Here is a 12,084-nt window from a genome sequence, read left to right as displayed (position 1 = left end):
GTTTCAGCTTTTCAGGAATGTCGTGAGGGCATCGATGACGCCGCGATTGGCTTCTTCGGTGCCGACGCTCATGCGAAGCGCATTGGGAAAGCCATAGCCGGTAACGCGCCGCAATATATAGCCGCGCTGGGTGAGGTAGTCGTCCGCCGCCTCAGCCGAATGCCTCTTGTCGTCGGGAAAGTGGATGAGGACGAAATTGCCGACGCTGGGCGTCACGCGCAGCCCAAGCTTCGTCAGCTCTTCATTCAGCCAGGTAAGCCAGGTCTCGTTGTGCAACGAACTGCGCTCGACATGGGCGCGGTCGCGGATGGCGGCAATGCCGGCCTCGATCGCTGTTGCGTTAACGTTGAAAGGGCCGCGGATACGGTTGATGGCATCGACGATGTGCAGTGGGCCATACATCCAGCCGATGCGCGCGCCGCCAAGGCCGAGCTTGGAGAAGGTGCGGGTCATGACCACATTCTGTGCGCTGCCCGCCAGCTCGATGCCGGCCTCGTAGTCATTGCGCCTGACATATTCGGCATAGGCCGCGTCGAGCACCAGAAGCACGTTGCCCGGGAGCGTGGAATGCAGGCGGCGGACCTCCTGGAACGGCAGATAGGTGCCGGTCGGATTGTTGGGATTGGCGAGGAAGATGATTTTGGTCCGCGGCGTCACCGCGGCCAGGATCGCGTCGACGTCGGCGCGCTCCTCGGTTTCCTTCACAGCAACCGGCTTGGCCCCCGCCGACTGAATGTAGATCTTGTAGACCATGAAGGCATGTTCGGTAAAAATCGCCTCATCGCCTGGCGCCAGATAGGTCTGCGCCAGCAGGCCCAAAATCTCGTCGGAACCGTTGGAGCAGATGATGTTTGCCGGGTTGAGGCCATGCACCTCGGCGATCGCCTCGCGCAGCCGGCGGGCGGTGCCGTCGGGATAGACATCGAGCTTGCCAGCCACTTCGCGCGCGGCCTCGATCGCCTTCGGCGACGGGCCGAGCGGGTTCTCGTTCGACGACAATTTATGGACCTTGGCAACGCCGGCCGGTGCCGTGCTCTTGCCCGGCACATAGGCGTCGATGTCCATAATGCCCGCGCGGGGCGTCGGCCGTGCCTTGTCCGCTGTCTTGTCCATGTCGCAAATCCATCGAGAATGCCTCCGTCCGGAGGCCGCAGCGGAAATACAAGCCGTAGCCGCGAATGTCGAGAGGCGGGCAATAGCTGGCCGTTGACGCCGGGCCGCACGAGTTCTAGAAGAACGCAACAGTTCCGTGGTGATTTGGCCGGTCGGCTTGCAGCCACGTTAAACAACTCGCTAAAGGGCCGTTTGCGTGACGTAACCGGCTTTGCGATCGCATTGCCGGTTTTTTATTGCCTGACGGCGGGCAAGGAGAGTCACATGGCCGCGCTCCGCGCTACAAAAACCAACAACGAGGCCGACAACCCGTCGAGCCCTGTGTTGCGTTTTGGCCCTGACAAGCCGCTGAAGCTCGACGCCGGCACGCTTTTGTCGCCGTTCCAGATCGCCTACCAGACATATGGCGCCCTCAACGATGCCCGCACCAACGCCATCCTGGTCTGCCACGCGCTGACCGGCGACCAGCATGTCGCCAGCACCAATCCGGTGACCGGCAAGCCCGGCTGGTGGGAAGTGCTGATCGGTCCCGGCAAGATCATCGACACCAACCGCTTCTTCGTCATTTGCTCCAACGTCATCGGCGGCTGCCTCGGCTCCACCGGTCCGGCCTCGACCAATCCCGCCACCGGCAAGCCCTACGGCCTCGACCTGCCAATCATCACCATCCGCGACATGGTGCGGGCGCAACTGATGCTGGTCGACCATTTCGGCATCGAAAAGCTGTTTTGCGTGCTCGGCGGCTCGATGGGCGGCATGCAGGTGCTGGAATGGGCGTCATGCTATTCCGAGCGCGTCTTCTCGGCCCTGCCGATCGCCACAGGCGCACGCCATTCCTCGCAGAACATCGCCTTCCACGAGGTCGGCCGCCAGGCTGTCATGGCTGATCCGGACTGGCATGGCGGCAAATATTTCGAGCACGGCAAGCGCCCGGAAAAGGGGCTCGCCGTGGCGCGCATGGCCGCCCACATCACCTATCTGTCGGAAGCCGCCCTGCATCGGAAATTCGGCCGCAATCTGCAGGACCGCGAAGCGCTGACCTTCGGTTTCGACGCAGATTTCCAGATCGAAAGCTATCTGCGCCACCAGGGCATGACATTCGTCGACCGCTTCGACGCCAACTCCTACCTCTACATGACCCGTTCGATGGATTATTTCGACCTCGCCGCCGACCATGGCGGCCGGTTGGCAGATGCCTTTGCCGGGACCAAGACCCGCTTCTGCCTGGTGTCCTTCACCTCGGACTGGCTGTTCCCGACCGAGGAGAGCCGCTCGATCGTGCATGCGCTCAACGCCGCCGGCGCCTCCGTCTCCTTCGTCGAGATCGACACCGACCGCGGCCATGATGCCTTCCTGCTCGATGAACCCGAACTGTTTGCCGCCATCAAGGGCTTCATCGGCTCGGCGGCCCGCGCAAGGGGGCTCGCCTCATGAGCGTCAATGGCAGCCAGCGCGTTGACCTCGAAGTCGTGGCCAACCTGATACCGCCGCAGTCGCGGGTGCTCGATGTCGGCTCCGGCGACGGCCTGCTGCTCGAACTCCTGCAGGAGACCAAGCAGGTCGACGGCCGCGGGCTGGAGCTGTCACAGCGCGGCGTCAATGAATGCGTGGCGCGCGGTCTCTCGGTCATCCAGGGCGATGCCGATACCGACCTCGAATTCTATCCGGACAAGGGTTTTGACTTCGTCGTCCTGTCTCAGACGCTGCAGGCGACCCGCAACCCGAAGCTGGTGCTCGACGAGCTGCTGCGAATCGGCAACCGCGCCATCGTCTCCTTCCCCAATTTCGGCCACTGGCGGGTGCGGCTGTCGCTGTTCGTCAAGGGCCGGATGCCGGTGACCGCGGACCTGCCCTATTCCTGGTACGACACGCCCAACATCCATTTCTGCACCATCCGCGACTTCGTCAATCTGGTCGAGGAACTCGGCGCTTCGGTCGAGAAAGCCACCGCGCTCGACGGCAACGGCCAGAAGATCGGCCTGTCGATGCCATGGTGGTTCTGGAATTTCTTCGGCCAGCAAGCGGTGTTCTTGCTGAAGCGGTAGTTTGCCCCTATTCCAGCACATCCGTCGCCTTGTGCGGGTGCTGAACGCCATCGGCGATGATCACATCGGCGTGGGAGTTGTCGGTGCGCAAGGCCAGAATCTCCCGATAGGCTGATGAATCGTACCAGCCCCACGCATGCGCCCTGTCCGGAAACTCGATGACGATCAGGTGCCCGGGCCATTCGTTTTCGACCACGTCCATGTCGCCGCCGTGGACAAGGAAGCGGCCGCCGAACGGCTCCAATGTGGCGTCGATCCTCTGCAGATACTCGACAATCTGCGGGCCCATTGTGACTTGACGCATATGGGCGACGGCGTAGGCGGCCATGGCTGAACTCCCTGTGAGATCGAAGCCCGACGACCGGCTTCGTTGGCGCAATCTGCAGACATGATGGCCATCGGTCGATTACGTCTGGGGTAATCGGCCGGCTTACCGGCGTCCTGGCTCAACAGTTTGTGATGACATTGCCGCTGGTTTTTTGTAGCGTCGAATCGAATGCCATCCCGGGTAAGGCTTGGACGGCGACCATCAAAACCTCCGGCCTCCAGGCATTTGGGGGCACAATCGAAGCAACATGTCCAAGGCAACCGACCTCGCTCCGCTGATCTCGGTGATCACACCGACGCACAATCGCCGCAGCAAGGTGGTGCGCGCCGTGGAGAGCGTGCTGGCGCAGAATTTTCCCCGGTTCGAACACATTGTCGTCGATGACGGCTCGACCGACGGTACGGCAGCCGCACTTGCCGAAATCCGCGATCCACGGCTGATCTATGTTGGCTCGAAATGGCGCGGCGCCAATGCCGCCCGCAATGCCGGCATCGAGCGGGCGCAGGCGCCGGTGGTGACATTCCTCGATTCCGACGACGTCTATTTGCCGGATCGCCTGGCGCGGACGCTGGAGCAGTTCGACAACAATCCCTCGCTCGAAGTGCTGATCAGTTCCTTCGTGTCGCTGAAGGGCAATCGCCGCACCAACTGCGTCAACCGCGAGGCGCTGCTGAGCCGCGACTCGCTGGAGCGGGCCCTTGTCGCGCAGACCATCTTCATTGCCGGGTCGGCAATCACCGCCCGGCGCGAGTCGCTGCTGGCCATCGGCGGCTACGACAGTGACGTCACGCGCATGCAGGATCGCGAATTGTTGCTGCGCTTTGCCCGTCGCAGCGGCGCGCAGCTGTCCGAAGTGATCGACTGGAAAAAGTACAACTCGGAGAATTCGATCTCCGGTCGCCGGGACGGCTATGTCGAAGCCTATGCGAGCTTGATCGACAAGCACCCCTATATCGCCGACCGCTACCCCTACATTCCGCCTTACATGATCGCCCGGCAGCTCATCGCCGATGCACTCAAGGGCAGGGTTTCGCAGGCGTTCTCCGGCTATATGGCCAACCGGTCGTCGAAGGCGCTTGGCTATTCGCTGCCGCAGCTGTTGCGTGGCTATGTCGGCGGCCGGCGCTGGCGCCGCGATCTCTATGCCGAATTTCGCGACAAATACGGTGCACGGCCGGCCTGAAGTTTGCCGACAAGCCGAGCAGCGGCTTTCCCCTCCGAACTGCCTCAAACCTCATTTGTCGAGTTCCGGCAGATATGGGTCGGAATATAGCCGCCGGTCGCGTTCGCCCTGCAGGCAGTCCATGGGTGCGGCGGCATCGATCGGGACCACGGTCGCATCGGCGATGCCGCTCACCTCCAGGATCAACTTGCGGCGTATGGCGGTGGCGAATTCCGAGGCCACATAGATCGGCAAAACGAAGGAGCCGGGCCCACCGGTGACGCAGTCGTCATAATACTGGTCGAGATGGCTGAAGGTCGGCGACGGGCTGATCAGGATCGGCAGGCCGTTGATGACGATGCCCTTGGCCACCGCCGCATCGCGTGTCGTGGCGACGGGCAGCCCGGTGTTGTTGGGACCGTCGCCGGAAATGTCGATGACGCTGCGTGGCGCATCGAACCCCGTGCCCTCGAACAGCCCGGCGCCGAAGGCAAGCGCACCGGAAATCGAGGTGCCGCGAAAGCTGCGGAACGGCCGCGCTTCTATTCTGTCGGCGAAGGCGTTGGCGCTCTCTGCGCTGTCGATCACCTGCCAGGCGATGACGCCATCCTCGCGCACGACGCCCGCCCATTCGAAATAGGCAAGCGCGATGCGCCCGGTGGTTCCCGAGCGCACGGCCTTGATGAAATCGGGATGCCTGAGGGCCTCGACATAGCCAGCGCGCTGCAGCGCGAACTCCCTCTCGTCCATCGACTGTGAGATGTCGACGGCCAGCACCAGTTCGACATCCACGGCAACGGCCGGGGCAGCCACGGGCGTGGTGCAGGCAAGGCAAGCTAACAGACTGAACGCGTCGAGCATGGCCGCACCACCGATATTTCGATCCGTGATCTTCGCCGCGATCGCGGCGAAATAAAGCCCCTTCTACTTCTTTCGCCGCACGGCCGCTTTCGGCGGCGGGTCGATGGCGCCGGTCCTGACTCGGGCGGGTTTCAGTGGCGCAGCACCCGTATCCTTCACGATGTTCAATGCGCGTGGAAAGAAATGATCATTGTGCAGTCCGCGCCCGATGTTGAGGATCGCGGTTTCCGGCAGGCGTTTCTCCAACATGGACAGCACCCTTCGTAGCGAAGGACCATCGAACGCGTCCATCGCTTCGTCGATGATCACCCATTTCGGCTGCCGCAAGGCGAGCCTGGCGAAGGCCAGCGAGCGTTGTTCGTCATCGTTGAGTTCACGCTCCCACCGTGCGGAACGGTCGAGCGAGGATGACAGCCGCTCGAGCCCGACCTCGGCCAGCACCGCCCCAAAATCAGCATCGCCAGCCGGCGCCGAGCCATTCGGATGCAGCACTTCGCGTAACGTGCCGGCAGGAAAATACGGAACACGCGGCACGAAAATCGGCGTTTCTCCGGCCGGCAAGCCGATCCGCCCGCTGCCCCAGGGCCAAAGGCCGGCAATGGCGCGGAAGAACAATGTCTTGCCGGCGCCTGGATCGCCGGTGATCATGACGCGCTCACCGGGATGGATCTCGACATGGCTGTCTGAAAGTTTGGTGCAGCCCTCCGGCGAGGCCACTTGGAGCTTCTCGAAGGTCAGGCTGCCATTGGCGTTATCGCCGAATTCGATGCGCTTTTCCTTGTCGTGCAGCACATCGGTATCATCGAGCGCAATGCGGAAGTCGGCAACGCGCATCAGCGTGGCGCGCCAGTCTGCGATGCCGCCGATATTGTTGATGAACCAGCGCAGCGACGAGTGCACCTGGTTGAAAGCGCCGACCGCCATCATCAACCCGCCAAAGCTGATATCGCCTGAAAAATAGACCGGCGATGCCACCAGGATCGGCGCCACCACGGTGATCCAGCCATAGGTATCGGTCACCCAGGAAAGGTTGATCTGCGCTTTGTAGATGTTTCGCATCGCGCCCAGCACCGTGCCAAGGTCGATTTCGAGCCGTCTCTTGGCATCGGCTTCGCCGTGATAGAGCGCGATGGCGTCGACATTCTCGTTGACGCGCACCATCCCGGAACGCAGCTCGGCCTCGCGGGTGTAGCGGTCGCTGTTGAGGCGGATCAGCGGCCGCCCGACCAGCCAGCTCAGCCAGGAGGCGATGCCGGCATAGAGGAACGCGGCCCAGACCATGTAGCCCGGTATCGCCAGCGACCAGCCCGTTGATGTGGAAGACGAAGCCCGACGAGAGTTGCCAAAGCACGCCGACGAACGACACCAGCAGGATGAAGGATTGCAGCAGGCCGACGCCGAGGTCCGTCGACAGATCGGACAGATGCGCGGCATCCTGCTGCATGCGCTGGTCGGGATTGACGCCGATGGCGCCGGCATTGGCGAGCCGGAAGGCCCGCGCCGGCCGCATCCATTGGTCGATCAGGTCGAGCGTCAGCGCCTCGCGCAGCTTCAGCCGGATCATCTGGTTGAGCCAGGTCTGAGCGATGTTGAGCAGCAGCAGCGTGCCGGCAATCACGGCAAAGATCATCAGCTGATGCAGGAAGGCCGCCATGTCGCGACGCGCCAGCGCATCGTAGAAAGGCTGGTTCCAGCGGTTGAGCAGAACCTGGCCGATCGACGTCGCGACGATGACCGCCATAATGCCGACCGACGTCCAGACCAGCCACTTGCGCACCGGTGAGCCTATCAGCGCCCGTTTGATCGTCGCCACCTGATCGCGCAGGCTGCTGGCATCGACGGTTACCGGCTGAGCGGCGGCGGACTTGTCCGGTTGATCAGCCATGCACGAGGTCCTTGCGTTCAGAAGCGTTGCTGAAACCAGATGGAGAGACTTGAAGGCATCCGCCGCTCAAACGGACCGCGAATGCATCTGCGACAGATAGGTGGGAAAAACCCACGCAACACCAGTTTTCATGATGATCACGAAGGTGTCACCTGACGCGTCGTCGATGTCACCCCTTCCGCCCGGCGGCCAAGCCGCGTCGCACCGTGCGGTGACAGTACCGGCACGAAGACACGGCGCGAAGCGCGCTGCGCGACCGGCACGCCCTGATAGAGCCGCTTCTGCGCCTCGACCACGATGACGCCGGAAAAGATCGGCCAGAACCGCCGGCCGGCGCGCTCCAGCACATTGTGGAACCGCATCATGAAGCGCCGCGGCGATGGCGGGAAGAACAGCGCGTCGGACCAGGAAGCCGGCGTGAAATTCGCCTCGCGCAGCAATTCTGTCAGCTGGCCGCGCGAGAACGGCCGGCCATTGCCGAACGGCGTGTGCTCGAACCGCGCCCAGACACCGCGCCGGTTGGGCACGACGATGACGACGCGCCCTGCCGGCGACAGCACCCGCCAGATCTCGTTCAGCGTCTCGCGCGGGTTTTCGACATGTTCGAGCGAATGCACGAGCAGCATGCGGTCGATGCAGGAATCGACCAGCGGCAATTCCTCGTCGAAGACCAGCGCCGTAGCCGTCGGCCCGTTCGCCGGCCAGACGACGGCGCCTTGCGTAGCAGGCATGAAGGCAAACACCCGCTCGGCATCGGTGCCGAACCGCTCCAGCCACGGCAAGGTATAGCCGAGCCCGACCAGCCGCTCATTCGGCACTGTTGCCCATATTGAGGACAGCGCCATGGTGATCGAGCGTTCAGCCAGGCGGCCGAGCGTGGTCGAATAGAAGGAGCGGAGATCGACGATATCGGAATGCATGCGCGGGACGGTAGCTGCGATGCCGCCCAAGTTCAACAAAGCCGCCACGTTCTGCAAAGCTAGAGTGACATCGGCGGCCAAGCGCCCTATGTCTGCGCCAACAGATGGAGAGATGCCAATGCCCGTCGAAATCGAACAGTTCATGTGCCGCAGCGACAATTTCGGCGTGCTGGTGCATGACCCGAAAAGCGGCGAGACCGCCATTATCGACGCGCCCGAAGAAGCGCCGATCATTGCCGCGATCGAGCGTACCGGCTGGAAGCCGACGATGATCCTGACCACCCACCACCATGTCGACCATGTCGAGGCCAATCTGGCGCTGAAGGAGCGCTTCAAGCTGCGCATAGTCGGACCGGAGGCTGAAAAGGGAAAAATTCCCGGCATCGACGAGACCGTCGGGCAAGGCTCGGTCGTCCATCTCGGCGGCGAGCGGATCGATGTCATCGCCACGCCCGGCCACACTGCGGGCCATGTCTCCTATCATTTTCCGGCCTCGAAAGTGGCGTTCACCGCCGACACTTTGTTCGCGCTCGGCTGCGGCCGGCTGTTCGAATGCAAGCCGCCGGTGATGTATGAGTCGCTGAAGAAGCTGGCGGCACTCCCGGCGGACACGGTCATCTATTGCGGCCATGAGTATACGCTTTCGAACGCCCGCTTTGCGTTGACCGTCGACCCGACCAATTCGGCGCTCAGGGAACGCGCCGCCAAAATCGAGACCCTGCGCGCCGACAACAAGGCGACGCTGCCGACCACGATCGGCGAGGAATTGTCGACCAATCCGTTCCTGCGCTGGCACGACCCGGCGATCCGCAAGCATCTCGGTATGGAGGAGGCCTCCGACGCCGAAGTGTTCGCGGAAATCCGCAAGCGCAAGGACAATTTCTGAGCATCGTTCCGGGATCAGCCATGACCAGCGCCGCTGAAATCATCGCCATGCTTGGCCTCAAGCCGCATCCGGAAGGCGGCTGGTATGCCGAGACCTTTCGCGACGGCGCCGGTGGCGCGCGCGGCCATTCGACGGCGATCTATTTCCTCCTTGAACAGGACCAGATTTCGGCCTGGCACCGGGTCAAGGACGCGGCCGAGGTCTGGCACTTCCATGCCGGAGCGCCGCTGGCGCTGTCGATGTGCGAGGAAGGTAGTCCAATGCTTAACCAGGTGATCGAGCAGGTGCTCGGCATTGAGCTTGCGGCGGGCGAGCGGCCGCAGATCGTCGTGCCGGCCGGCTGGTGGCAATCGGCGCGCAGCCTCGGCGAATGGACGTTGGTCGGCTGCACCGTGGCGCCGGGCTTCGACTTCGCCGCGTTCGAAATGGCCGAGCCGGGCTGGGAACCTAGCGTAGCAAAAAGCCGAGCGTAATTGCCAACTGGGCGGCATAGTAGAGCACCCAGACCGCATAACGGATGCCGGCGCGATAGGGTGCTATTGCCGGAACCAGAAATTTCTCCGCGGCAAGCAGCCCGTCCGATGCCATGAACATAACAGCGCCGCCGATGACCCACGGATTGTCGAGCGTCAACGCCGAGATGCCCATCGCCAGAATGGCTGCGATATAGACGCCGATTGGCACCCGCAGGCGGGGGCCGACACGGCGCCAGAGTGCCGCCAGCATGACGACTGCGAAGGCCGCCATGGCCAGCGCGATGACGCCGCGCCATGTCTCGGCGCTGAGCACATCCAGCCCGCCGCCGCTGCGCAGGAAGAGCGGCACATAGAGGACATGCGCCGCAAGGAAGCTGGCCAGCCCGCCGAGGAAGGCCTTTTCGCCGTCACGCGACAGGAAGGCGTCGCCGACGGCGCTGAGCGCCAGCGCAGCGACGAGCAACAGCGGCCCACCTTGCATGAAGGCGAGCGCCGCAAGCATGGCCACGGCCAGCGTCTTTGCCGCCGAGCGGGCCAGCGTCGGCCGCATATCCAGGGTGAAGGCGTAGATCACTGCCGCCACCAGCGAAAAAATCAATGTTGCATTTGCGTTGGCGTCGATGCCGCCGGCAAACGGCATCGTCATGCGCTTGCCCCGCCAGTTGCCGCCTTGCGCAGGAACAACGATTTCGCCGCCAGCGCCGCGCCGCCGGTGATCAGCACGCAGGCCGCCAGGATACGCAGCGACGGCTCGGCAACGCCCGCCGCGATCAGCACCAATGTCGACAGCAGTGGCGCCGCATAGCTTGCCGCGCCGAGCACCTGGATGTTGCCGCGCTTTACGCCGATATCCCAGGCGTAGAAGGCCGCGCCCACCGGCATCAACCCCAAACCAAGCACCGCCAGCCACTGGCCGGGACCATCGGGCAGCACCGTCTTTTGCAGCAGAAGCTGGCAGACGAGAGACAGGGCTGCCGTGGCGGCGCAGAACCAGGTGACGATCGAGGTCGGCACCGCCGGAAAGCGCCGCGACAGCAGCGAATAGGACGACCACAGCAGCGCACAGACGGCCGCCATCGCATAGCCGAAGGTGTAGCGAGCATCGAAGGCGAGGCCGCCACCCTTGGTGACGATCAGCACGGTCCCGGCGAGCCCGAGCAGCGCGCCGACGACATGGTTCCAGGCCAGCTTCTCGCCCGGCATCAGCGCTGATCCCAGCACGATCAGCAGCGGCCACAGATAGGCGATCAGGCTTGCCTCGACCGCCGGCGCGTTGCGCAGCGCGGTGAAATAGAAGAAATGGTAGCCGAACAGTCCGGCAATGCCGATCACCCAGACCTGGCGTGGGATCTTCAGGCTTTTATCGGTCGCCGGCATGAACAGCCGGGCAACCAACCCGACTGCGGTGCCGATGGTGAAGGTGATGGCCGAGAGCAAGAATGGCGGCACGGCGCCCGACGCATCGGTGAGCAACGCCAGCAGCGCCCACATGGCGACCGCCGAGAAACCGATCAGTGTTGCGCGCCCCATGCCCGTCTCCGGCGACTCGCCCCATTCTATTCGGGTGGGCGCGTCTATTCAGTAGCTTCGAACCGCCCCGCGCTGACAGTCAAGGTGCCGATCTGCGTCCCGACCGTGGCGTGGATCGGCGCATATATGCCGGTTTGGCCGAGCGGTGCAAACGTCACCATCATCTGGCTCTTCTTCTTCAGGTAATTCAGCGCCTTGCGGCCCTTGCGGTAGCCTGCCACCGGCTCGAAGCTCATCTTGCAGGTAACGGTGTCGCCCTTGTAGCCCTTGACCGAGATTGATCCTTTCGAGGCGTAGGTCAGCGTCAGGTCGGCGCGCATCTCGCCGTCATAGAATTTCACCTTGCGCCCACAGACCTGGTCGAGGCTGTCGGAATGGATGACGGTAGCCGCCATCGGATCGAGCACCGATGCCAGATCGTTGCTGCCCAGCGGTATCCAGTTTTTGGGATTGCGCTTTTTCGGCTCGGGAATGACCTGGGTGGCGGTCACCGCGCCATTGGCAAAGCGGATATCGACCATGGAAGCCTTCTTGCCGGACTTATAATCGGCGCGAAATACCTGTGGCTGCATCTGCTTGCCCAGGATCTTGCCCTTTGACGAGATCGTGCCGCTCGTGTCGTCGAACAAGGTGGCGAGACCCGCGCTGGAGACGGTGCCGTCTATGGAATAGCTATCGCCTTCGTAGTGGCTGGAAAATGTCGCCTTGGCCACGGAAAGGCCGAGGAACGACACCGTGTATTCGCCCTTGAAGGACTGTGCGGCGGCTGCGGGCGCGGCGGCAAGGGTTGATGTTGGCAAGGCGGCGACAAGTATGGCGACAACGGCATGTGACGGGCGAAGCATGGCGGGCTCGGTCCTTGATTTTTTTAACCGGAG

General features: G+C 63.2%; 12 protein-coding genes, 1 pseudogene and 1 riboswitch. Of the genes and pseudogenes, 5 read left to right on the top strand and 8 right to left on the bottom strand.

The features are described from left to right. Window positions 1-3: 3 nt before the first annotated feature. Window positions 4-1,113: a histidinol-phosphate transaminase gene (hisC, locus tag NKH54_RS08800; RefSeq protein ID WP_352623534.1), complete on the bottom strand. Its 1,110-nt coding sequence runs from the start codon at window positions 1,111-1,113 to the stop codon at window positions 4-6. A gap of 126 nt (window positions 1,114-1,239) precedes the next feature. After that, window positions 1,240-1,317: riboswitch (SAM riboswitch) on the top strand. A gap of 60 nt (window positions 1,318-1,377) precedes the next feature. On the opposite strand from hisC, the gene metX reads away from it, so the two are divergent. Beyond that, on the top strand, window positions 1,378-2,547 hold the full coding sequence (metX, locus tag NKH54_RS08795) for a homoserine O-acetyltransferase MetX (RefSeq protein ID WP_023685352.1): 1,170 nt from the start codon (window positions 1,378-1,380) through the stop codon (window positions 2,545-2,547). After that, entirely contained in the window at window positions 2,544-3,158 is a 615-nt protein-coding gene (gene metW, locus NKH54_RS08790; RefSeq protein WP_023685353.1) for a methionine biosynthesis protein MetW, read from the top strand. The genes metX and metW overlap by 4 nt, the downstream gene beginning before the upstream one ends. Window positions 3,159-3,165: 7 nt before the next feature. Here metW and NKH54_RS08785 read toward each other — a convergent pair whose 3' ends face one another. Next, a complete protein-coding gene (locus tag NKH54_RS08785) occupies window positions 3,166-3,486 on the bottom strand; it encodes a DUF1330 domain-containing protein (protein WP_023694041.1) in 321 nt (106 codons plus the stop codon). A gap of 247 nt (window positions 3,487-3,733) precedes the next feature. On the opposite strand from NKH54_RS08785, the gene NKH54_RS08780 reads away from it, so the two are divergent. Next, entirely contained in the window at window positions 3,734-4,669 is a 936-nt protein-coding gene (locus NKH54_RS08780) for a glycosyltransferase family 2 protein (RefSeq protein WP_023673297.1), read from the top strand. Window positions 4,670-4,720: 51 nt separating this feature from the next. Here NKH54_RS08780 and NKH54_RS08775 read toward each other — a convergent pair whose 3' ends face one another. From NKH54_RS08775 to NKH54_RS08765, 3 genes and pseudogenes are all read right to left on the bottom strand, one after another. Beyond that, window positions 4,721-5,509, bottom strand: a complete 789-nt coding sequence (locus NKH54_RS08775) for a DUF1194 domain-containing protein (RefSeq protein WP_023822501.1) — start codon at window positions 5,507-5,509, stop codon at window positions 4,721-4,723. A 63-nt stretch (window positions 5,510-5,572) separates the two neighbouring features. Further along, window positions 5,573-7,394, bottom strand: a pseudogene (locus NKH54_RS08770) (ABC transporter ATP-binding protein/permease). 137 nt (window positions 7,395-7,531) lie between these two features. Further along, window positions 7,532-8,314, bottom strand: a complete 783-nt coding sequence (locus tag NKH54_RS08765; protein WP_023670688.1) for a class I SAM-dependent methyltransferase — start codon at window positions 8,312-8,314, stop codon at window positions 7,532-7,534. A 118-nt stretch (window positions 8,315-8,432) separates the two neighbouring features. Here NKH54_RS08765 and gloB point away from each other — a divergent pair, with 118 nt between their 5' ends. Both gloB and NKH54_RS08755 read left to right on the top strand, forming a co-directional pair. Continuing rightward, window positions 8,433-9,200, top strand: a complete 768-nt coding sequence (gloB, locus tag NKH54_RS08760) for a hydroxyacylglutathione hydrolase (RefSeq protein WP_023754177.1) — start codon at window positions 8,433-8,435, stop codon at window positions 9,198-9,200. A gap of 20 nt (window positions 9,201-9,220) precedes the next feature. Further along, entirely contained in the window at window positions 9,221-9,673 is a 453-nt protein-coding gene (locus NKH54_RS08755; protein WP_023745808.1) for a cupin domain-containing protein, read from the top strand. Here NKH54_RS08755 and NKH54_RS08750 read toward each other — a convergent pair. The 3 genes from NKH54_RS08750 to NKH54_RS08740 are packed head-to-tail and all read right to left on the bottom strand — an operon-like array spanning window position 9,648 to window position 12,051. Further along, window positions 9,648-10,322 carry a lysoplasmalogenase gene (locus NKH54_RS08750; RefSeq protein ID WP_023754176.1) on the bottom strand — a complete coding sequence of 225 codons (675 nt, stop codon included), beginning with the start codon at window positions 10,320-10,322 and terminating at the stop codon, window positions 9,648-9,650. The genes NKH54_RS08755 and NKH54_RS08750 overlap by 26 nt on opposite strands. Further along, window positions 10,319-11,206 carry an aromatic amino acid exporter YddG gene (gene yddG, locus NKH54_RS08745; RefSeq protein ID WP_353028056.1) on the bottom strand — a complete coding sequence of 296 codons (888 nt, stop codon included), beginning with the start codon at window positions 11,204-11,206 and terminating at the stop codon, window positions 10,319-10,321. Before yddG ends, NKH54_RS08750 begins: the two co-directional genes overlap by 4 nt. A 44-nt stretch (window positions 11,207-11,250) precedes the next feature. After that, entirely contained in the window at window positions 11,251-12,051 is an 801-nt protein-coding gene (locus tag NKH54_RS08740) for a DUF3108 domain-containing protein (RefSeq protein ID WP_353028055.1), read from the bottom strand. Between the last annotated feature and the right edge of the window lie 33 nt (window positions 12,052-12,084).

It is taken from the genome of Mesorhizobium sp. M1004, from assembly GCF_040318795.1.
GTDB lineage: Bacteria > Pseudomonadota > Alphaproteobacteria > Rhizobiales > Rhizobiaceae > Mesorhizobium.
The sequence above is the reverse complement of the archived record's forward strand: the minus strand, read 5'-3'. Positions and strand labels throughout refer to the sequence as shown.